This is a genomic window from Stenotrophomonas nitritireducens (genome assembly GCF_001431425.1).
GTDB classification, from domain to species: domain Bacteria; phylum Pseudomonadota; class Gammaproteobacteria; order Xanthomonadales; family Xanthomonadaceae; genus Stenotrophomonas; species Stenotrophomonas nitritireducens.
In genome coordinates this window covers 14,640-35,768 of record NZ_LDJG01000007.1, presented here as the reverse complement: position 1 = coordinate 35,768, position 21,129 = coordinate 14,640, and the positions used below count along the sequence as shown (strand labels likewise).

Sequence of the window (21,129 nt, the reverse complement as noted above, 5' to 3'; positions counted from 1 at the left end):
TACCCGATGAAAGCGGAGCGCATTATGCGCCATGACCGCCGCCGCCCATGGCCGCGCGCGTCGAACACCTGCCGTTAATGCGCGATGCCGATACTGGCGCCCTCCCGTATCCGTCGTGCGTTCCAATGAAACCGTTGACTGTTGCCGTTCCCCTGCTGCTCGCCCTTTCCCTGGCGGCCTGCCAGAAACAGGCCGCCGCGCCGGCCGATGCGCCGCGCCCGCGCGATGCCGCCGGGCAGACCACCGGCCTTGGCAACAGCGACGCCGTCCCCTCGCGGATCGACGCCAGCGCGGTGTGGAGCGGATCGACCGACGCCTGCCGCAGCGACGCACCGCCCGCCGGCGGCAACTGCGTGGTCGAGGCCATGCGCGGCGCCGGGGCGACACCGGCCGCGATCGCCGCCGCGCAGCGCTTGGCCGCACAGGACAACCCCGGCTACGTGAGCGCATGGGACGACCAGTCCGGCGTCGGCGTGGCGACGCTGGAATTCCCGCTGCGCGCCAACACCAACGAGGGCACCTGGCTGGTGGACGCCGAGGGCAGGACCATCGACGTGGACGCCGACGTGCTGCCGGACAGCGCGCGCGCCGAGGCATCGGCCAAGGCCTTCTTCGACAGGCATCCGGATGCCACACCCTTCGCCCCGGCACAGGCGGCCGGCACTGCGCCCCTGCCCGATGGCGGCGTGCGCCTGCTCTACGCCACCCCGCTGCGCGGCTGCCATGCCTGCGCCGACGACGGCGTGCTCACTCTGGGCTATGACTTCGACGCCCAGCGTCGCTACCTCGGCAGGCAGGTGGTGGAGGTGCGCTGAGCCGGGTCGGAGCGTTATACGGCGACCCGGTTCCGTGGCGCCGGGCAACGCCCGGCGGCGCCTGCTTGGGAATGCCCCAAGCGGGGCGTTGCCCCGCTCTACAAAGCGGCGGGGTTCTGTAGCGCCGGGCAACGCCCGGCGGGGCTTGCCTGGTAATGCCCCAGCGGGGCGTTGCCCCGCTCTACAAGGCGGTCTGGTTTTCCGGTGATCCATCCCGCTGCGCGGGATGGATCACATCTTCGGCCCCTGCCCCTCGTTGTCTTCCCAGTGCAGGATGCGCCGGGTGACGAAGCGGTAGACCGGCTTGCCGGTGGCGAACCACAGTTCGCGCACCCACGAATGGCGCTTGAGCAGGCGCAGCTCCACCGGCGTCAGGGCCTGCCTGCAGTACATGCGCTTGTGCTTGAGCAGGTGGCGCAGGTCCTCGCGGGCGAGCAGGCGCATCCAGCGCGAGCGCGGGTCGCCGCATACCGCCAGCTGGAAATCGATCAGCGCCGGCGAACCGTCGGCGCGTACCAGCCAGTTGGCTTCCTTGGCCAGGTCGTTGTGGGCGATGCCATGGCGGTGCACCTGCTGCAGCAGCCGGCGCGCGGCGCGGAACCAGGCCACGTCGCCGCGCGGCGGGCGCAGGTGCATCGCCGCGCCTTCCATGTAGCTGCGGTCCAGCCAGCGCCCGTCCCAGCCCAGCAGCTGCGGGGTCGCCTCCATGCCGCCCAGTCTGGCCAGCGCGCGGGCCTCGCGCCGTGCCAGCCACCAGGCCGGAAGCCGCAGCCACCACGGCGTGGCGCCGAGATCGCGGCGCACGAAACGGCGCCCCCCCTCGCGCACCAGCAGGATGCGGCCGAAGCTGTCGGACTTGAGGATCTGGATGCCGTCTTCGTTGGTGTTCGCCATCGGCGCCATTCTAGCGTCCGGCCCTCGTTGGCCGGGCCGGCCGCCCCGTGTCCAGGGGTTTTCCCTACCTGCACGGCCGCTGTCCGGAACCTCGTCGCATGCCACCGGTCTGACACCCGCGCCCTTCTATAATCCCGCGATGGACTCTTCCTGGATCGACACCACCCTGGCCTGGATCGCCGCGCACCCGGTGCTGGCCGGCGCCGTCATTTTCGCCATCGCCTTCTGCGACGCCGTCATCATCCTCGGTGCGATCGTGCCGGCGCTGCCGCTGATGATCGCCGTCGGCGTGCTGATCGGCATGGGCGAGATCTCCGGCCCCTATGCGGTGGCCTGCGCCACCCTGGGCGCGTTCTGCGGCGATGGACTGAGCTACTGGGTCGGCCGGCGCTGGGGCGACCGCCTGCGCGGGGTGTGGCCGTTCAGCCGCTATCCGCAGCTGCTGGAGCGTGGCGAACTGCTGTTCAGGCGCAATGCGTTCAAGAGCATCCTGGTGGCGCGCTATGTCGGCGCGATCCGTCCGTTCGTGCCGGCCATCGCCGGCATGGCGAAGATGCCGCTGGCGCGCTACGCCCAACCCAGCGCCGTCGCCAGCCTGTCGTGGGCGGTACTGTTCCTGCTGCCGGGCTGGGCGCTGGGCCAGGCCTACGACGCGGTGGCGGCAGTGGCCGGGCGGCTGTTCCTGGTGGTGGCCCTGCTCGGGGTGATGCTGGGGCTGGTATGGGCCATCGTGCTGTATGGCTACCGATGGTCGGCCGCACGCATGGACGGCTGGCTGGCGCGCCTGCTGCGCTGGTCGCAGCGCCATCCGCACCTGCTCGGCCGCTACTGGAACGACCTGTTCGACCCGCGCCGGCGCGAGTCGGTGCCGCTGGCGATGCTCGCGCTGATGTTGCTGCTGCTGGGCTGGGGCTGGTTCGTGCTGCTGATGGTCGTGGTCGGCCACGGCGAGCCGCTGGCGCTGGACCTGGCCGTGCACCACCTGATGCTGGCCCTGCGCAATCCGCTGGCCGATTACCCGATGGCCGCGCTGGCCTCGCTGGGCGACTGGCAGGTGCTGCTGCCGGCCACCGCCGCGGGCATGGGCTACCTGTGCTGGCGCCGGCGCTGGATGGCCGCCGCGCACTGGCTGGCCGCGCTGGCGTTCGGCCTGGCGCTGACCAAGCTGCTCGGCGCCACCGTGGACGTGGTGCGGCCGCCGGCCGCCAGCAGCGGTTTCGGCTTTCCCTCGGTATCGGTGACCATGGCCACCATCACCTTCGGCTTCTTCGCCGTGCTGATCAGCCGCGAACTGCCCGGCCGCACGCGGGTGTGGCCGTACCTGGTGTCGGGCATCGTGGTCACGATCATTGGCTTCGCCCGCCTCTACCTGGGCGCGCACTGGCTTAGCGATGTCATCGGCGGCATGTTGTTCGGCATCTTCTGGCTGCTGGTGCTGGGCATCGCCTACCGCCGCCGCTTCAACCGCTCCTTCTGGGTCAAGCCGGTGACGTGGCTGTTCTACGGCGTGTTCTTGCTGGCCGGATTCTGGTACGCGCCGCGCAACGTGCCGGCCAAGCTGGCCAAGTTCGAACCGGCGGCCGAAGCGCCACGGATGATGGACGCGGCCGGGTGGTGGCAGGACGGCTGGCGCGAACTGCCGGCGCGCCGCAACGAGTTCGACGATGACCAGCGCTGGCCGCTGGACGTGCAGGTAGCCGGGCCGCTGGCGCCCCTGCAGCAGCAGTTGGAGCGCCACGGCTGGAAGCTGCAGCCGCAGGCCGGCTGGCAGCAGGCCCTGGCCATGCTCGACAGCAAGGCCACGCCGGAACAGGTACCGGTACTGCCGGCGACGCTGGACACCAATGTCGAGTCGCTGCTGATGCTGCGCCAGGGCGCGCAGCCGGATGAACTGTATGCACTGCGCCTGTGGCCGGCGCCGGTACGGCTGCAACCGGGCCAGGCGCCACTGTGGCTGGGCAGCGCGCAGACCCTGCGCTACCAGCGCCATTTCAAGCTGTTCGGCCTGTGGCTGCCGCTGCGCGGCGTGGATCCGGCGCTGGAGGCGGTCAAGCAATCGCTCGACGGCATGGACACCCGCACCCAGGCGATGCCGGAGAGCGGGATGCCGCTGCTGATGGTCCGCAGCGCGCAGGCCCACGAGAGCATGTAGAGCGGGGCAACGCCCCGCTGGAGCCTTCCCGGCAAAGCCCAGCCGGGCGCTGCCCGGCGCTACAGAACCCCGCCGCCTTGTAGAGCGGGGCAACGCCCCGCTGGAGCCTTCCCGGCAAAGCCCCGCCGGGCGCTGCCCGGCGCCTCAGAACCCCGCCGCCTTGTAGAGCGGGGCAACGCCCCGCTGAAGCCTTCCCGGCAAAGTCCCCACCGGGCGCTGCCCGGCGCTACAGAACCCCGCCGCCTTGTAGAGCGGGGCAACGCCCCGCTGGAACCTTCCCGGCGAAGCCCCGCCGGGCGCTGCCCGGCGCTACAGAACCCCGCCGCCTTGTAGAGCGGGGCAACGCCCCGCTGGAGCCTTCCCGGCAAAGCCCCGCCGGGCGCCGCCCGGCGCTACAGCTCGGCTTCCGCCGGTGGTTCGAAATCGGGAATCCAGGTGAGCAGCTGGTCCAGGCGCTGGTGCGGGTCGTCTTCCTGCAGCAGCACCAATCGCTGCTCATCCTCCAGCGGCAGCAGTTCGGCCAGCCGCCAACCCACCCATGCCGCCTGGTCCAGCTGCGCGGGCCCGGCGCCGGCGAATTCGCCGCCGGCCTGTTCGAGGATGCGCTCCAGCAGCAGCCCCAGCAGCGCATGCTCGGGCCGCAGTTCGTCGTCATGATCCGGATCGCGCCATTCGACCTCGGCCACCACCAGGCCGTTGTCGCGCACCCGCGTGCGGTTGACGTGGAAACGGCGCGCGCCGCGCAGGCGCAGCTCCAGCACGCCATCGGCGCCGACATCGAAATCCTCGACCAGCGCCTCCACGCCCCAGGCCGCGGGCGTGGCTGGCGCGCCGACTTCCTCGCCCTCGAGGATCAGGCAGATGCCGAAGGTGCCGCCCTGGCGGCCGCATTCGCGCACCAGGTCCAGGTAGCGCGCTTCGAACACGCGCAGGCCGAGTGCGGCGCCGGGAAGCAGCACGCCGTGCAAGGGGAACAGGGGCAAGGTTTGCGTGTCGGTCATCGGCCTGGCCGGACTCCGGGAACAGTGGGATACACGATGAGGGTAGCGCAGCGGCGGTTATCTCTCCGCCACGATGGATTGCCTGTGGACCATCGCGGGCGGACTTGCGCCTTGCGGACAGGTTCCGCCCACGATTGCCCTTGCCCGGTCCGGCCGGTATGCGGGCACGGACACCCCCGCTCGCATGGAGCCGGCGCGGCGGCAGCGCCGACGCGCGCCCGGCAGGCGCATCAGCCCTGCAGTTGCGCGAGGAAGCGGCGTGGCGCGCCGTCGAAGCCGCCGTTGGACATGAACACCACGTGGTCGCCGTCGCGCACCGCCCCGCCCAGCCGCGCCAGCAGCGCGTCGGTGTCGGCCACCGCCTGCGCATCGCCGCGCACCGCCGCGATCACCCCGGCCGCATCCCAGGGCAGCTCCGGACGGGCGAGGAACACCACCGCATCGGCGATGTCCAGCGACGGCGCCAGCGCCTGCGCGTGCGCGCCCAGGCGCATCGAATTGCTGCGCGGCTCCATCGCCACCACGATCCGCGCAGCGCCGACCTTCGCGCGCAGTCCTTCCAGCGTGGTGTGGATGGCGGTGGGATGGTGGGCGAAATCGTCGTAGATGGTCACGCCGCGCGCCTGCCCGATCACTTCCAGGCGGCGCTTGACGCTGTGGAAGCCGGCCAGCGCCGGCGCCACCGCGGCCACGTCCACGCCCACCGCATGCGCCGCGGCCAGCGCGGCCAAGCCGTTGAGCACGTTGTGGCGGCCCAGCAGCGGCCAGCGCACCTGCGCCACTTCCGCGCCACGATGCAGCACCGCGAACGCGCTGCCGTCCTGTTCGAGCAGGCGCGCGCTCCATTCCAGCGCAGGGTCGAAACCGAAGCGCTCCACCGGCGTCCAGCAGCCCATCGCCAGCACTTCGGCCAGGCGCGCGTCCTCGCCGTTGACGATCAGCCGGCCGCGGCCGGGCACGGTGCGCACCAGGTGGTGGAACTGGCGCTGGATCGCCGCCACGTCCGGGAAGATGTCGGCGTGGTCGTATTCCAGATTGTTGAGGATCGCCACCAGCGGCCGGTAGTGGACGAACTTGCTGCGCTTGTCGAAGAACGCGGTGTCGTATTCGTCGGCCTCGACCACGAACTCGCGGCCTTGGCCGATGCGCGCGGACATGCCGAAATCCTCGGCCACGCCGCCGATCAGGAAACCCGGCTCGCGCCCGGCCGCCTGCAGCAGGTAGGCCAGGATCGTCGTGGTGGTGGTCTTGCCGTGGGTGCCGGCCACGGCCAGCGTGTCGCGGCCGGGCAGCACGTTTTCGGCCAGCCACTGCGCGCCGCTGGTATAGCGCCGGCCCGCATCGAGCACCGCCTCCACCGCCGCGTTTCCGCGCGAGAGCGCATTGCCGATCACGACTTCGTCGCAATCGGCGCCGATGTTGCCCGGCAGGTAGCCCTGCGCCAGGGCGATGCCCAGCGTTTCCAGCTGGGTGGACATGGGCGGATACACCGCCTGGTCGCTGCCTTCGACCGGGTGGCCGAGTTCGCGGGCCAGGGCGGCCACGCCGCCCATGAAAGTACCGGCGATGCCGAGGATATGGATCTTGCTCATGCGCCGATTGTCGCCGATGCGCCGACGCTCGGGTACGCCATCGCGGCGACACCCCTACCGTTCTGTAGGGAAAAATCCTATACCGTCGCAGGACATTCGTACCGAGAATGCACGGGCCAGCCGTAGTATCCCTAAGGTCCTACTCCCCAAGAGGCCCATCCCCAGGGAGCTCATGCTGCGGGGCTCTGAGCACGCCCATCTGCTGGCCCCTCTATGACGAACGCCCCGGACCAGCGCATGGTCCGGGGCGTTCGTTTTCTGCGTTCCGGCAGCGCCGGAACGGTGTCATCAATGCTTGATGGCGGCCAAGATGCGGGCCAGCACCTCGTCCAGCTCGCCCACGCCGTCGACGCGGGCCAGGGTGCCCTTGGCGGCGTAGAAATCGATCACCGGCGCGGTGGAATCGTTGTAGACCTGCAGGCGCTGGCGCACCGATTCGGGGTTGTCGTCGGCGCGGCCCTGCTCCTTGGCGCGGCCGGCGATGCGCTCGACCAGCAGTTCGGTCGGCACGTCCAGCTGCACGATGGCGTCCAGCGGCTGCTGCAGGCGTGCCAGCAGTTCGCCCAGCGCGTTGGCCTGGGCCACGTTGCGCGGGTAGCCGTCGAGGATGAAGCCATTGGCGACGTCGGCCTGGGCCAGGCGCGCTTCCAGCATGCCCAGCAGGATGTCGTCGGACACCAGGTTGCCGGCATCCATCACCGCCTTGGCCTGCCGGCCCAGCTCGGTGCCGGCGGCCACTTCGGCGCGCAGCAGATCACCGGTGGAGATGTGCGGAATCTGCAGTTCTTCCTTCAGGCGGGTCGCCTGCGTGCCCTTGCCCGAACCGGGCGGTCCCAACAGAACCAATCGCATTCCTGACTCCCTTGATATGTAGAGGACGTTTCTTCCAGGGACGGACAGCGGCGTTAGACTCATGGGCCGATTCACGCTGCACCGCAATAACGCAGCTTACCGCATCCGGCCAATGTCCCGGAAATGTCCCCGCCCGGAGAGTCCCACCCATGTCCCGAGGTACCCTGCTCTACGCCCAGTCCGGTGGCGTCACCGCCGTCATCAATGCCACCGCCTCGGCCGTGATCGCCGAAGCAAGGGCGAAGAAAATCAAGGTGTTGGCGGCACGCAACGGCATCCTGGGCGCCCTGCGCGAGGACCTGATCGACACCTCGAAGGAATCGGCCGCCAGCATCGCCGCGCTGGCCCACACCCCCGGCGGCGCATTCGGCTCGTGCCGCTACAAACTCAAGTCGCTGGAGGCGGACCGGGCGAAGTACGAGCGCCTGCTGGAGGTGCTGAGGGCGCACGACGTGCGCTGGTTCCTCTACAACGGCGGCAACGATTCGGCCGACACCGCGTTGAAGGTCTCGCAACTGGCGGAGGAGTTCGGTTATCCGCTGACCTGCGTGGGCGTGCCCAAGACCATCGACAACGACCTGGCCGTCACCGACACCTGCCCGGGCTTCGGCTCGGCCGCCAAATACACCGCCGTCTCAGTGCGCGAAGCCGCCTTGGACGTGGCGGCGATGGCCGAGACCTCCACCCGCGTCTTCATCCATGAGGCGATGGGCCGCCACGCCGGCTGGCTGGCTGCTGCGGCCGGGCTGGCCGGGGAGAATCCCGACGACGCGCCGCAGATCATCCTGCTGCCCGAACGCGCCTATGACGAAGCCGCCTTCCTGGCGAAGGTGAAGCAGGTGGTGGCGAAGGTAGGCTGGTGCGTGGTGGTTGCCAGCGAAGGCATCCACACCGCTGATGGCCGCTTCGTCGCCGATGCCGGCGGCGCTGCCGATTCGTTCGGCCACACCCAGCTCGGCGGCGTCGCCTCGTACCTGGCCGGCCGGGTCAAGGCCGAGCTTGGCTACAAGGTGCACTGGACCCTGCCCGACTACCTGCAACGCTCGGCCCGCCATGTCGCCAGCAAGACCGACTGGGAGCAGGCGCAGGCCGTCGGCAAGGCGGCAGTGCGGTTCGCGCTGGAGGGGCGGAACTCGGTGATGCCGGTAATCGTGCGCACGTCCGATGCGCCGTACCGCTGGAAGATCGAGGCCGCGCCGCTGTCCAAGGTGGCCAACCACGAGAAGAAGATGCCGGCCGGCTTCATCCGCAAGGATGGTTTCGGCATCACCGGGAAGGCGCGCCGCTACCTGCAGCCGCTGATCCGCGGCGAAGCGCCGCTGCCCTGGGGCCGCGACGGCCTGCCGAAGTACGTGACGCTGAAGAACGTGGCGGTGGCGAAGAAGCTTCCGGACTGGGAAGGCTGAGCCGCGCGTCATCCGGCGACACACGACGGATGCTTTTTCGGCGAAGCCCCAGCGGGGCCTTGCCCCGCTCTACAAAGATGTCGGCGATCTGTAGCGCCGGGCAACGCCCGGCGGGGCTTGGCCGGTAATGCACCAGCGGGGCCTTGCCCCGCTCTACAAGATGGCGGCGATCTGTAGCGCCGGGCAACGCCCGGCCGGGCTTGGCCGGTAATGCCCCAGCGGGGCGCTGCCCCGCTCTACAAGATGGCGGCGATCTGTAGCGCCGGGCAACGCCCGGCGGGGCTTGGCCGGTAATGCCCCAGCGGGGCGTTGCCCCGCTCTACAAAGATGGCGGCGATCTGTGGCGCCGGGCAGCGCCCGGCGGGGCTTGGCTGGTAATGCCCCAGCGGGGCGTTGCCCCGCTCTACAAGATGGCGGCGATCTGTGGCGCCGGGCAACGCCCGGCGGGGCTTGGCCGGTAATGCCCCAGCGGGGCGTTGCCCGCTCTACGCCGGCTGCGGTCAGCGGCAGGGTTTGCCTTCCATCGCCAGGTTCACCGCGAATGCCGGCAACGACGCCAGTTTGCCGGCTTCGGCCTGCTGGCGGGCTTCGCCCAGGTAGACACGCAACTGGCCCTGCCCATCGCGGGTCATTGGCTGTTCGACCGGACGCCGCCAGACTTCGACCACCGCCTGCAGGCCCGGGCAGGCCGCGGCGGGAATGCGGATGCGATCGTTGAGCCGCCAGCCGTCCTTGCCCGGCTGGACCTGGGCGAAGTCCAGCAGCGCCGCGCGCGGCTGGCAGCGCGCATCGGTACGCGCCAGTTGCATGTCGTAGGGCGCATCGGCCTGGCCGGTGAAACGACCTTCGATGCGGGTGCAGGCTTCGGGAATCTGCCGCACGGTGTGCACCGCCCCCGTCGCCTGCGCGGTCCCGGGTGGACGCTGTATCTCCGGTTGCGCCGCCGCGGGCGCCTGCGCGCCTGCGGCCAGCGGAAGCAGGGCCAGCAAGGGTATCGACAGCATTCCACGCCCCATCTTCATCGGCCAGCCTCGCTGATCATGGAAAGCAGCACGGTGCCAGCCCGGCGCTGAACGCAATGGCAAGCGTGACCGACCCGTGACAGTGAACGGCAGCTGACCCATACTCGCCACGGCTCCAGGAAAAGTTGAACACCGCGACACGTACCACGGCCGCTGCATGGCTCCGGGTCTGTTCCAGTGCTTCATCCCCGGCGTGTCCCGCGTTCAGCTGTTGCTGGGCGACATCCACCTGTGCTGGAGGGGTTCATGCTGGAACACTACGGTCTCGTCTTCGCCCTGGCGTGCGCGGTCATCGCCATCGCCTATGGTCTGTTCGCCGCGCGCTGGGTCTTGCGCCAGCCGGCCGGCAACCCGCGCATGCAGGAGATCGCTTCGGCGATCCAGGAAGGCGCGCGCGCCTACCTCAACCGCCAGTACCTGACCATCGCCATCGCCGGCGTGGTGCTGTTCGTGCTGGTGGGCATCTTCCTGAGCTGGTACACCGCGGTCGGCTTCGCGGTCGGCGCGGTGCTGTCCGGCGCGGCCGGCTACATCGGCATGAACGTCTCGGTCCGCGCCAACGTGCGCACCGCCGAGGCCGCGCGCAACGGCATGAGCGCGGCGATGGACGTGGCGTTCAAGGGCGGTGCGATCACCGGCATGCTGGTGGTGGGGCTGGGCCTGCTGGGCGTGGCCGGCTACTACCTGCTGCTGACCCGGCACCTGGGCGTGACCGGCGAGGCCGCGCTGCACGCGCTGGTCGGGCTGGCGTTCGGCAGCTCGCTGATCTCGATCTTCGCGCGTCTGGGCGGCGGCATCTTCACCAAGGGCGCGGACGTGGGTGCCGATTTGGTGGGCAAGGTCGAGGCCGGCATCCCCGAGGACGACCCGCGCAACCCGGCGGTGATCGCCGACAACGTCGGCGACAACGTCGGCGACTGCGCCGGCATGGCCGCCGACCTGTTCGAGACCTACGCGGTGACGGTGATCGCCACCATGCTGCTGGGCGGGCTGATGATCGCCGAGGCCGGGCACAACGCGGTGTTGTATCCGCTGGTGCTGGGCGGCGTGTCGATCATCGCCTCGATCATCGGCGCGTTCTTCGTCAAGGTGAAAACCGGCGGCTCGATCATGGGCGCGCTCTACAAGGGCGTGATCGTCTCCGGCGTGCTGGCGGCCATCGCGTTCTGGCCTGTAACCACGCAGTTGATGGCCGACTCCAGCTACGGCGCGACCAACCTGTACCTGTGCGCGCTGATCGGGCTGGTGCTGACCGGGCTGATCGTGTGGATCACCGAGTACTACACCGGCACCCAGTACAAGCCGGTGCAGCATGTGGCGCAGGCCTCGACCACCGGCCACGGCACCAACATCATCGCCGGCCTCGGCGTGTCGATGAAATCCACCGCGCTGCCGGTGGTGGCGGTCTGCGCGGCGATCTGGGGCGCGTTCCACTTCGGCGGGCTGTACGGCATCGCCATCGCCGCCACCGCGATGCTGTCGATGGCCGGCATGATCGTCGCGCTCGACGCCTACGGCCCGATCACCGACAACGCCGGCGGCATCGCCGAGATGGCCGAGCTGCCGAGCGACATCCGCGACATCACCGACCCGCTCGACGCGGTGGGCAATACCACCAAGGCGGTGACCAAGGGCTATGCGATCGGCTCGGCGGCGCTGGCGGCCCTCGTCCTGTTCGCCGACTACACCCACAACCTGCAGGCCGCGCACCCGGGCGAGAGCTTCGCCTTCGACCTGTCCGACCACTACGTCATCATCGGCCTGCTGATCGGCGGCCTGATCCCCTACCTGTTCGGCGCGATGGCGATGGAAGCGGTGGGCCGCGCCGCCGGCGCGGTGGTGGAGGAAGTGCGCCGCCAGTTCCGCGACATCCCCGGCATCATGCAGGGCACCGGCAAGCCGCAGTACGACAAGGCGGTGGACATGCTGACCCGCTCGGCGATCCGGGAAATGATCGTGCCCTCGCTGCTGCCGGTGGCGGTGCCGATCGTGGTCGGCCTGCTGCTGGGGCCGCGCGCGCTCGGCGGCCTGCTGATCGGCACGATCGTGACCGGCCTGTTCGTGGCGATCTCGATGACCACCGGCGGCGGCGCCTGGGACAACGCCAAGAAGTACATCGAGGACGGCCACTTCGGCGGCAAGGGCAGCGAGGCGCACAAGGCCGCGGTGACCGGCGATACCGTCGGCGATCCCTACAAGGACACCGCCGGCCCGGCGATCAACCCGCTGATCAAGATCATCAATATCGTCGCGCTGCTGCTGGTACCGCTGCTGTAACCGTAGCCGGCTGCGCACGGCACCTCCGCCCTTCCCCCGCCCTGCGGGGGAAGGGATCGGGACGGGGTCAGCGCATCGGGCGCTGATCGGACTCATCGCTGTCGTGGCGTCGTCGCTCGCCACCCCGGTGCACGGGTGGAGGGGAGCAAGGAACGAACGAGGGCAACGCAGCCCGTTTCTCCTCTCGCCCGTCTGTTTCCCGCTGGCCGGGGCCGCAATCCCGGCCGTGCGGCTTCGGCCCCGGCGCTCACTCCTTCCCTGCCCCTCCTCGTCCGCCCCGTCCTTTGGTGCGCCGCACCAGCGGCAGGCGTAGAATGGGCGTCTTCTGTCAAACGCACGATTCGGAGCAGCGCATGGGTCTGGAACTCGTTTCCGCGGGCAAGAACCCCCCGGAAGAAATCAACGTCATCATCGAGATTCCGAAGGATTCGGAACCGGTGAAGTACGAAGTGGACAAGGAATCGGGCGCGATCTTCGTCGACCGCATCCTCTCCACGCCGATGCGCTACCCCTGCAACTACGGCTACGTCCCCAACACCCTGGGCGGCGACGGCGACCCGGCCGACGTGCTGGTGGTGCTGCCGCTGCCGCTGGTGCCCGGTTCGGTGGTGCGCTGCCGCCCGGTCGGCGTGCTGAAGATGACCGACGAGGCCGGCAGCGACGAGAAGATCCTGGCCGTGCCGGTGTCAAAGATCTTCAGCGGCTACGGCCACGTGGAAGACATCGCCCAGGTTTCCAGCCACTGGCTGGAGCGCATCGGCCACTTCTTCGAGCACTACAAGGACCTGGAAAAGGGCAAGTGGGTCAAGATCGAAGGCTGGGGCGACGCCGCCGAGGCCAAGCGCATCCTGGTCGAGGCCCAGCAGAGCTTCGCCGCCAAGCAGGCCTGAATCGTGCCGGCAGCGCCTCTGGGGAGGCGGCCGCCGCCAGCGACGACGATCACGTTTCATGCGCGCCGGGCATGACCTCGGCGGGGTGTTCCGCTACATTGACAGGCCGGTTTTCCGGCCTGTTCCGGTCGCAGCCGGACGGTTCCATTTGGGGGAAGTGTCTTGCGTATCCTGCTAGTCGGTGACGAAGCCAGCCTGTCGGCCGATCTCCTCGAATACATCACCGACCTGGGCGAGGAGTGGCAGGTCCAGACCGCCCCGGACGGCAATGCCGCCATCGCCACGGTGGCGTCCAGCGCGATCGACGCGGTCATCGTGGCCCCGCTCCTGCCCGACCTCACTGCCGCCACCCTGCTCGGCCAGATCCGGACCCTGCGCCCGGAGACGATCCGCATCGCACTGATCGATGCCGCGCAGAGCCAGCGCGCGCCCGCGGCCCGCATCATCGGCGTCGCGCACCGCTTCCTGCCGCTGCCGCTGTCGCCGGAAGTGCTGCTCGAGGCGCTGACCAGTCTGGAGGAACTACGCGAGCTGCTGGACAGCCCGCGCCTGCGCGCCGCCATCGGCCGCATCGAAAAGCTGCCCTCGCCGCCGCACCTGTACCTGAGCCTGATGCATGCGCTGGAAGAGGACGAGAACAGCGACGCCAACGACATCGCCAAGCTGGTATCGGCCGACCCGGCCATCGCCGCCAAGGTGCTGCAGCTGTCCAACTCCGCCTTTTTCAACAGCGGCCGCGCGATTTCCGACCTGCGCGGCGCGGTGACCCGGCTGGGCCTGTCCACCCTGCGCGACCTGGTGCTCGCCAGCGAAGTGTTCTCGGTGCCGTCGGTCTCCCCCGCCGAGCGCAACGCACTGCAGGCGCGCGCCCTGACCGCCTCACGCCTGGCCGCGAAGATGCTGCCGTCCTCCAGCTCCGAACTCGGCTCGACCGCGGCCCTGCTGGCCGATATCGGCCTGCTGCTGCCCGGCGTGCGCGACGAGCGCGAGCCCGCGGCCGAAGGCGACGAGCGCCCGGGCCACGCCGAGGCCGGCGCCTACCTGCTGGGCCTGTGGGGCCTGCCGATGCCGATCATCGAAGCGGTCGCCTTCCACCTGCAGCCGCAGCGCTCGAACGTGCGCAGCTTCTGGGTCACCGGCGCGGTGCACGTGGCCACGGCCCTGGCCGGCGGCAGCCAGGTGGACGAGCAGTACCTGGAACGCACCGCGGTGCTGCCGCGGCTCGACGGCTGGCGCGAGATGGCCAACGACTTCGCCGGGCTGGCCGCCACCGCCTGAGGCGGCAACCGACGAATGCACCTGCAACGGCCGCACGGGATGCGGCCGTTGCTTTTTGGTCCGCCTGCGGAAGAACGACGTGCCTGCAGCCGAAGACATCCGGCGAAGCGGAGTAACGCCCGGCGCGACCCTCCCGGCAGATTCTGGCCGGGCGCCGCCCAGCACTGCGGAAACGATATTCCGCCCGCATGTCGATATTCCGCCCGCATGCGTAGAGCTGGGAAACGCCCCGCTGGGGCCTGCCCGGTAAAGCTCCAGCGGGGCGTTGTCCCGCTCTGCAGGGATGCGTCTGCCGAGCCCACGACCGGGTTTGCCTGTGGAAGAACAAAGAAAAAGGGCGGGCCTTGCGGCCCGCCCTTCGTCATGCAGCTCAGAACTTCGATGGATCAGAAGCGCTGGGTGTACTTCATGTAGATGAAGCGACCGATGTCGAAGCCGCCGTAGTAGGCGAACGACGAGTTCGGCGCCGAGTACATCAGCGGACCGCGGTGGTTGAACACGTTGTTCGCACCGATGGCGATGGTGGCATCCCACGGCGCCTTCCAGTTGACCTGCAGGTCGTGGAAGGTGTTCGAGCCGGCAACGTGCAGCGGATCGCTCTCGCCATTGGAGATGTGATCCGGCTTGTTGCACCAGGCGTAGCTGGTCAGGCCGCAGCCTTCCTTCATGCCCGAGTAGTAGCGCGCGGTGTAGTTGACGCCGAAATCGCCCAGCGCCCAGTTCACGCCCAGGTTGGAACGCACGCGGAAGATGCCCGGGGCGCCAACGTTGCCGATGGTGATGTCATCACCGTCCTTGTTCTGGCCGGCTTCGTCGTACTTGGAGGTGTAGGTGGTCTGCCAATCGATGCTGAACTGGCCGATCGCCAGCTCCGGCAGGCGGTACTTGACGCCCACATCGTAGCCTTCGGTCTTCATCTGGCCGAGGTTGGTCAGGCCATAGAACAGCTGGGTGATGTGGCCATCGGGCGCACGGACGATGCCGGCGCAACGGCTCGAATCGCCGAGCACGTAGCAGTCACGCAGGATGCGGTCCACGTCGTCTTCGATGATCATGTTCTTGATCTCGTAACGGAACCAGTCCAGCGAAACGTCCAGGCCCTGCACCCAACGCGGGCTCCACACGATGCCAACGGTCTTGCTGGTCGAGGTTTCCGGCAGCAGGTTTTCGTTGGAGCCGCTGATGAACTGGTCCGGCGTGGCGCACGGCCAGGTGGTGCACGGCGCCAGGCCCTGGCCCAGCTGCACGTAGTCGCCCGGCACGCCGGCAGCGGTACATGCGGCATTGCCGGCGACGCTTCCGCCGACACCGACCGAGCACGGATCGGTGTACTTCTCGAACGAGGAGCCGATGCCGCCGTACAGGTTGTCGATCGACGGGGCACGGAAGCCCTCGGCATAGGTACCACGGACCAGCAGGTCGTCGGTCGGACGCCAGGTCAGGCCGAACTTGCTGTTGGTGGTGCCGCCGAAGTTGCTGTAATCGGAGTAGCGGCTGGCGACGTTGACGGTCAGTTCCTTGGCGAAGGCCATGTCGGCCAGCACCGGGATGTTCAGCTCCAGGTACACCTCGTCCAGGTCATAGGCACCGGAAGTGGTGGTCGAGGCCAGACCGGTGGACATGCCCGACTGCGCGAACGCGTCCGGAACGTAACGACCTTCTTCCTTGCGGTGTTCCACGCCCACGGCGAAGCCCAGGTCGCCCGCCGGCAGGGTCACGATCGAACCGCTGAGGTCGGCCGTGAAGCTGGTGGTCTTGGTGGTGCCGGTGGTGGTGTAGATCGGGAACAGGAAGTCCTGCAGATCCTTGTTGGCGAGCGAGCCGGGGCCGCTCACGCCGTAGGGCAGCAGCGGGTTCCAGGCGTAGCAGCCGTCGACCGGCTTGGCCGCGGTGCCGCAGCGGGCGACGCCGTTGGCATCGATGAACGACTGGCCCAGCGCCTGCTCCGAGGCGATCAGGCTCATGTCGCCGCGGTTGCTCTTGGTGACTTCGTTGCGGTTCCACAGCGCGCCGACGTTCCAGTCGAAGCTCTTGCCGGCGAATTCAAAGAAGCCGCTGACCGACGGCGCGAAGCGCAGGGTCTTGAGCTTGCTCTGGGTGGTACGCGGCACTTCCCACAGGCGGCGGCGGAACTCGACGTCCTCGCCAACCGGATTGAAGGCGCTGTCGGCCGACAGCGGGGTGCCGAACGCCAGCGACTGGTACGGATAACCCGCGATCAGCTGGTCGGTGGTGCGGTCGTTGTAAAGCAGGTCGGCATTGAACGAGATCGAATCGGTGAAGTCGTAGTTGCCGTTGATGTACACCGACTTACGCACGATGCCGGTCTGCACCATCATCTGCTGGTTGGCGTTGGCGAACTCGGCGCCGGTGATCTCATGGTAATCGGCCGGGTTGGACGGATCGCCGCCCGGATTCAGCGTCTGCCAGATCGAACCGGCCTTGGTGCAGTTGTTCAGCGAAGGCTGGCACCAGCTGCCGTTCTGGCTGATGGGGCTCCAATCGGCGCTGGTCGAATTCGGGCCCTTGCCGCCGTTCCTGGAGAACCAGCGGTCGCCGGCCATGACCGGATCCTGCTTGGAGTACTCGGCCGACAGGGTCACGCCACCGCGCTCGCCTTCGGCGCCGAGGGTGAAGGAATACTGTTCGGTGTCACCGTCGCCTTCGCCGTACTGGCCGACATAGACCTGGGCTTCGGCGCCGTCGAAGCGCTTGCGGGTGATGACGTTGACCACGCCGGCGATGGCGTCGGAACCGTAGATGGCGGACGCGCCATCCTTCAGCACTTCGATGCGCTCGATGGCCGACATCGGGATCTGGCTCAGATCCTGGTAGCCGCCGGTGGTGGCGCCCAGGCGCTTGCCGTTCATCAGCACCAGGGTGCGGTTGGCACCGAGGTTGCGCAGATCGACGTAGTAGCCGCCCACGTTTTCACCGGAGGCCAGCGCGTAGGCGCGGGAGATCGCCGGCGAACCAGCCGAGGTCAGGTTCTGCAGCACGTCGGCAACCGAGGTGAAGCCCTGCTTCTCCAGGTTCTCACGGCTCAGGGTGATGATCGGCTGCTGGGTTTCCATGTTCGCGCCGCGGATGCGCGAGCCGGTCACTTCCAGGCGGTCCAGGGTGGTGGCGCCGGTGGCGGCGTCCTGCGCGGAAGCGAAGGCGGGCGTCAGCGCAATCGCGATGCCGGCCGGGAGCAGGCCCAGCCGCACTGCGGGAGTACGAAATTTCATCAATCTCTCCGGTTACGTTAGTGGTGCGTTAAACACCCCTGAACGTTACGTTTGTACCGAAGTGATGGGTTTGCGCGAACCAGTCGCAGACTTTGCCGTTTTTGGCGGAAGGCTGACGGCCGTTTCACGGTAGCCGCTGGCCGAGACGCCGAAGCGCGCGCGGAAGGCGCGCGCGAAACTGCAGCAGTTGTCGAAGCCGCTGGCCGAAGCGACCTCGCCGATCATCATGTCGGTATCGCGCAGCAGCATCGCGGCGCGCTCCAGGCGCAGGCGCGCGGACAGCGACTGCGGACTTTCCTCGTACAGGCTCTGGAAGGTCTTGGACAGATACCAACTGGAGAAGTTGGTCAGCTCGGCTAGTTCGCCGATGCGCACCACCCGGTGGCTGTTGCCCTCCAGGTACATGCGCGCGCGCTGCATGCGGCCGAACACCTGGCGCTTGCGGATGCGCGAGCGCCCCGGGCAACGCTGCACGCCGTCGGAGAAAGCCCGCTGCAGCGAAGCCACGTGCAGCAGCAATGGCCGCAGGACGTGCGAGCCCGGCCCCCTGGCCTGCGCTTCGCGCCACAGGTGCAGCGCCGTCCGCGCCTCTGTCCGGCTCATGAGGCCATGGCCGGCATAAAGCGCACTGTCGGCCAGGTCGCCCAGGGTACGCAGCGCTTCGGCATCCAGGGCCACGCCGATGCAGAGTCCATCGCGGCTGGCCTGGATCAAGGGCCGCGATTCCTTCTCGAACGCGATCCACTCGCGCTGCCTCAGGCGGAAGCGGCCTTCCTTGGATTCCACCCAGGCGCTGCCGCGCAGCTGCATCCAGACGGTAAATACCGTCCCGGAGGTCTGCAGGCTGCCCAGCCGGGCAACACCGACGCAGTTGGGACGCGGACCGTCCTCGGGCTGCTTCTCGAACGAAACCGACTGACCGCGATCGACCCAGGCCACCTGTCGCATGACTCACCATCATTTGCCTTCAATGGCCGATGGTTTTGCCAACTCTGGCCGCACGCGTCAGGAAGTTCCCACGATAACCTCACGAATTCTTCCGGAACGCTGGACGAAGAAATCACGAATCCGGTTTTCCCAATGCAGGCAACCACTTGAGGACGCCGAGCAAGGGGCGCGAAACGGTCTGCGGCACCGGCATGATGCCGATGTCGGTGCCATCGGCCACTGCCAGCGCCACATAAACCGCATCCCCATCGGGCGACACGCTGAACCCGTTGGTCGCACTCGCCGCCTTGGCTTCGAGGCAGCGCGGCGCCTGCGACAGGTCGAGCCGCCTCATCTGCACGGAACAGCCAGCTTCCTGGTGCAGGTAAGTCACCATGCCGTCATTGCCGACGGCCCAGGTCCGGAATCGCCACCGGCTCGGCACTTCTCCACTGAGCTCGCGAAAGCTGGAAGGCGACAGGTTCGCATCGGCAGACCACAGGCCGCCCTCCGCCAACCGGGTGAACAGCACCCGCTGGGTCCGGTGGTCGTAGCGCACCTGCGATGCGCCGGGTACCTGGGCAAGGCGCCGCCAGTTGCCGCCGGCGCGGTCGAACAACGACAGGGTGACCGGCCCCTGCCCCTCCCGCCCGATCACGAAGAACAGGTTGGAAGCAGGGCCGTAGATCGCCTGTAACGGCTCGGAAACGGGTATCGGCAGCCGCTTCCACTGTCCCTGTTCCGGCGTCACCTCATAGATGCCCGGCTGCCCGGTATCGTCGCGCCCGCTTACCAGCACCTGCTGGCTGTCGGCCGACCAGTCCGGCGATTGCCGCGCCTCGGGGCGCAGGCCTTCAACCGGATGAAGGGAGTCGGGCTGCCCCAGGCGCGCCCACCACAACGCAAACGCACCAGAGCGGCTCGAATTGAAGACCAGTTGCTGCCCATCGGGCGCGATCATCGGCTGCGCGTCGCGCCCAGACGATGCGAACAGCCGCTCCTTGCGCTCGGGATGATCGAGCGGAATCCGGAACAGGCCGAACTGCGGCGCACGATGCACGAAGGCGAGCAGCTTGCCCATGCCGGCCACACTCGGGCTCTGCGCATCGTCCACGCCCAGGTCCTTCAGCAGACCCGAACCCAGATCCACCTGGTACAGCCGGGATTCGCTATCCACCCGTCGCCCGAACACGATGGCGTCGTCGCCAAGCCATCCCCAACCACGCATTTCCACACTGCCGCCGGTGACGCGACGGGCCGCACCGCCGCTCGCTGCCATCACCCAAACAGCGCCCAACTGCGGGTTGCGGGTGAATCCAAGCTGGCGGCCATCGGGCGAGTAACGCGGTGCGTAGTCAAAGTCGCCTTCGCCTCTTTCATAGTCCAGCGCCGTCCAGCGGCCGGTCGCCAGATCCAGCCTGCGGATGCCAGGGGCCCCGTGACTGCCCGTCATCGAACCGAACACCAGGCCGCGCCCATCCGGCGTCCAGTTGAAACTCAACATCTCCGCGCCATCGCAGACGGTGGCTCGACGGGCATTGCCGCCGGTGGCGCCGATCACCAGCACCTCGCAGCCACCATCGCGACGGAAGCGCGCGAATGCGATCTCGCGCCCATCCGGCGACCAGGCAGGGAACCGGTCAATCGCCTCCGGGGGCGCTTCCACCAGCGTCGCCGACGTCGCGCTGCCGGTGCTCTGCACCTTGAGCGTCGAGCCGCCATCGCTTTCGTCGGCGAAGGCGACCAGCGCGCCATCGGGCGACAGCGCGGGGAACGTGCCGAAGCCCTGCCTGGCGGTGATCAGGCGATAGGGCCGCTCCGGACTGCCGATCACACCCGTACCATCGGCCGTGGCCGCGTCCAGCGCGGTTTCTTTCACCGGGCGGTGCCACAGCAGCCAGGCCATCGTCACCGAACTGCACAGCAGCAACAGCCCAACCGCCAGCAGCAGCCTGCGCCGCGCCTGCCGCCAGAATCCCCTGTTCTTCTGCTGGCCCGGGAGATCCGCCACCACCTGCGCAGCAGGCATCGGCGCGACTGCACTGGACACGGGCCCGTCCGCTTCCGGCACCGGCGGCTCGCCGGTCTCCGGAGACTGTTCTTCCCCCGTCTCCCATGTCACGGGAGCCAGCAGGCGATAACCGGTCTTGGCGATCGTCTCGATGTATTCCTGCCCTTCCGGGAACGTACCGCCGGCGGAGAGCGCCTTGCGCAGCTGCGTGACCGCCTGGGTGAGCACATCGTTGGTGGGAAGGGTATCGGGCCACACCTGCGCGAACAGTTCATCGCGGGTAATCACATTGCCCGCGCCACGGGCCAGCACCAGCAACACGCCGATCGCCTTGGGCGTGAGCCGCGCCGGACGACGTGCGCCGGGGGCCTGCACCTCGCGCGACGGCAGGACGATCAGGCAATCGCCGATATGCAGGCGATCAGTGAGGAGGGGCGCGCTGTCGATGGTTTCCATGCCGGTCAGGGAATGAATCGCTGGAGGGCATCGTCCTGAGCCCGCCCCCTGGAGGCGCCGCCGCCAGTGAACCGCCAAATTCCGCAAGTGGCGTCAACGCAATGAGCAAATGTTTCGAGGCGCACGGATATTAGCCTATGGAAGTTACCTGCATAGCCATGCGGGTCGACATCAGGCTCTCTCGCCGACGCAATCCATATAATCCGCTTCACAATTCGCGCCCCAGGGCGCGATTTTTTTATCTCCCGTTCATTTTTTGGCAACGCTGGTGAGGCGCTGCACCTGGCGTGAAACCCTTTGAATGCTGGTGCGCGGACCGATGGACG

Annotated in this window: 14 protein-coding genes; 6 read left to right on the top strand and 8 right to left on the bottom strand. The window is 68.5% G+C overall.

The window, feature by feature from the left end:
* Nucleotides 1-125 precede the first annotated feature (125 nt).
* Nucleotides 126-815, top strand: a complete 690-nt coding sequence (locus ABB22_RS05985) for a hypothetical protein (RefSeq protein WP_055771755.1) — start codon at nt 126-128, stop codon at nt 813-815.
* A gap of 231 nt (nt 816-1,046) precedes the next feature.
* Here ABB22_RS05985 and ABB22_RS05980 read toward each other — a convergent pair whose 3' ends face one another.
* The gene (locus ABB22_RS05980; RefSeq protein WP_055771758.1) at nt 1,047-1,709 is read right to left on the bottom strand and encodes a phosphotransferase; all 663 of its coding nucleotides are present in this window, start codon (nt 1,707-1,709) and stop codon (nt 1,047-1,049) included.
* 139 nt (nt 1,710-1,848) lie between these two features.
* Between ABB22_RS05980 and ABB22_RS05975 the strand changes: the two genes are divergently transcribed.
* On the top strand, nt 1,849-3,861 hold the full coding sequence (locus tag ABB22_RS05975) for a bifunctional DedA family/phosphatase PAP2 family protein (protein ID WP_055771762.1): 2,013 nt from the start codon (nt 1,849-1,851) through the stop codon (nt 3,859-3,861).
* A 392-nt stretch (nt 3,862-4,253) separates the two neighbouring features.
* Here ABB22_RS05975 and ABB22_RS05970 read toward each other — a convergent pair whose 3' ends face one another.
* The 3 genes from ABB22_RS05970 to ABB22_RS05960 all read right to left on the bottom strand — a co-directional run bounded on the left by ABB22_RS05970 (nt 4,254) and on the right by ABB22_RS05960 (nt 7,306).
* Complete coding sequence (locus ABB22_RS05970) at nt 4,254-4,862, bottom strand: LON peptidase substrate-binding domain-containing protein (protein WP_055771764.1); 609 nt, start codon at nt 4,860-4,862, stop codon at nt 4,254-4,256.
* Nucleotides 4,863-5,092: 230 nt separating this feature from the next.
* Nucleotides 5,093-6,454, bottom strand: coding sequence for a UDP-N-acetylmuramate:L-alanyl-gamma-D-glutamyl-meso-diaminopimelate ligase (mpl, locus tag ABB22_RS05965; protein ID WP_055771767.1), 1,362 nt, complete (start codon nt 6,452-6,454; stop codon nt 5,093-5,095).
* A gap of 288 nt (nt 6,455-6,742) precedes the next feature.
* Nucleotides 6,743-7,306, bottom strand: a complete 564-nt coding sequence (locus ABB22_RS05960; RefSeq protein WP_055771770.1) for an adenylate kinase — start codon at nt 7,304-7,306, stop codon at nt 6,743-6,745.
* A gap of 149 nt (nt 7,307-7,455) precedes the next feature.
* On the opposite strand from ABB22_RS05960, the gene ABB22_RS05955 reads away from it, so the two are divergent.
* Nucleotides 7,456-8,712, top strand: coding sequence for a 6-phosphofructokinase (locus ABB22_RS05955; RefSeq protein ID WP_055771773.1), 1,257 nt, complete (start codon nt 7,456-7,458; stop codon nt 8,710-8,712).
* Nucleotides 8,713-9,212: 500 nt separating this feature from the next.
* Here the strand turns inward: ABB22_RS05955 and ABB22_RS05950 are convergent, their stop codons facing one another.
* Nucleotides 9,213-9,734 carry a hypothetical protein gene (locus tag ABB22_RS05950; RefSeq protein ID WP_425477785.1) on the bottom strand — a complete coding sequence of 174 codons (522 nt, stop codon included), beginning with the start codon at nt 9,732-9,734 and terminating at the stop codon, nt 9,213-9,215.
* Nucleotides 9,735-9,980: 246 nt separating this feature from the next.
* Between ABB22_RS05950 and ABB22_RS05945 the strand changes: the two genes are divergently transcribed.
* The 3 genes from ABB22_RS05945 (at nt 9,981) to ABB22_RS05935 (ending at nt 14,179) form a co-directional block, all read left to right on the top strand.
* Nucleotides 9,981-12,011, top strand: coding sequence for a sodium-translocating pyrophosphatase (locus tag ABB22_RS05945; protein WP_055771948.1), 2,031 nt, complete (start codon nt 9,981-9,983; stop codon nt 12,009-12,011).
* A 353-nt stretch (nt 12,012-12,364) separates the two neighbouring features.
* Nucleotides 12,365-12,901 (top strand): inorganic diphosphatase, encoded by a 537-nt coding sequence (gene ppa, locus ABB22_RS05940; protein ID WP_055771780.1) that lies wholly within the window; start codon nt 12,365-12,367, stop codon nt 12,899-12,901.
* Between the two features lie 162 nt (nt 12,902-13,063).
* The gene (locus ABB22_RS05935; RefSeq protein WP_055771783.1) at nt 13,064-14,179 is read left to right on the top strand and encodes an HDOD domain-containing protein; all 1,116 of its coding nucleotides are present in this window, start codon (nt 13,064-13,066) and stop codon (nt 14,177-14,179) included.
* 386 nt (nt 14,180-14,565) lie between these two features.
* On the opposite strand, the gene ABB22_RS05930 is transcribed toward ABB22_RS05935, so the two are convergent.
* The 3 genes from ABB22_RS05930 to ABB22_RS05920 form a co-directional block, all read right to left on the bottom strand.
* On the bottom strand, nt 14,566-17,409 hold the full coding sequence (locus ABB22_RS05930; protein WP_055771786.1) for a TonB-dependent receptor: 2,844 nt from the start codon (nt 17,407-17,409) through the stop codon (nt 14,566-14,568).
* 45 nt (nt 17,410-17,454) lie between these two features.
* Complete coding sequence (locus tag ABB22_RS05925) at nt 17,455-18,357, bottom strand: helix-turn-helix transcriptional regulator (RefSeq protein WP_055771788.1); 903 nt, start codon at nt 18,355-18,357, stop codon at nt 17,455-17,457.
* 112 nt (nt 18,358-18,469) lie between these two features.
* Complete coding sequence (locus ABB22_RS05920; protein WP_055771792.1) at nt 18,470-20,803, bottom strand: winged helix-turn-helix domain-containing protein; 2,334 nt, start codon at nt 20,801-20,803, stop codon at nt 18,470-18,472.
* Between the last annotated feature and the right edge of the window lie 326 nt (nt 20,804-21,129).

Coding starts and splice junctions, on each gene's coding strand:
- ABB22_RS05960 (WP_055771770.1), bottom strand. CDS start 7,306: ATGCGATTGGTTCTGTTGGGACCGCCCGGTTCGGGCAAGGGCACGCAG.
- ABB22_RS05920 (WP_055771792.1), bottom strand. CDS start 20,803: ATGGAAACCATCGACAGCGCGCCCCTCCTCACTGATCGCCTGCATATC.
- ABB22_RS05945 (WP_055771948.1), top strand. CDS start 9,981: ATGCTGGAACACTACGGTCTCGTCTTCGCCCTGGCGTGCGCGGTCATC.
- ABB22_RS05950 (WP_425477785.1), bottom strand. CDS start 9,734: ATGAAGATGGGGCGTGGAATGCTGTCGATACCCTTGCTGGCCCTGCTT.
- mpl (WP_055771767.1), bottom strand. CDS start 6,454: ATGAGCAAGATCCATATCCTCGGCATCGCCGGTACTTTCATGGGCGGC.
- ABB22_RS05925 (WP_055771788.1), bottom strand. CDS start 18,357: ATGCGACAGGTGGCCTGGGTCGATCGCGGTCAGTCGGTTTCGTTCGAG.
- ppa (WP_055771780.1), top strand. CDS start 12,365: ATGGGTCTGGAACTCGTTTCCGCGGGCAAGAACCCCCCGGAAGAAATC.
- ABB22_RS05980 (WP_055771758.1), bottom strand. CDS start 1,709: ATGGCGAACACCAACGAAGACGGCATCCAGATCCTCAAGTCCGACAGC.
- ABB22_RS05975 (WP_055771762.1), top strand. CDS start 1,849: ATGGACTCTTCCTGGATCGACACCACCCTGGCCTGGATCGCCGCGCAC.
- ABB22_RS05930 (WP_055771786.1), bottom strand. CDS start 17,409: ATGAAATTTCGTACTCCCGCAGTGCGGCTGGGCCTGCTCCCGGCCGGC.
- ABB22_RS05985 (WP_055771755.1), top strand. CDS start 126: ATGAAACCGTTGACTGTTGCCGTTCCCCTGCTGCTCGCCCTTTCCCTG.
- ABB22_RS05955 (WP_055771773.1), top strand. CDS start 7,456: ATGTCCCGAGGTACCCTGCTCTACGCCCAGTCCGGTGGCGTCACCGCC.
- ABB22_RS05970 (WP_055771764.1), bottom strand. CDS start 4,862: ATGACCGACACGCAAACCTTGCCCCTGTTCCCCTTGCACGGCGTGCTG.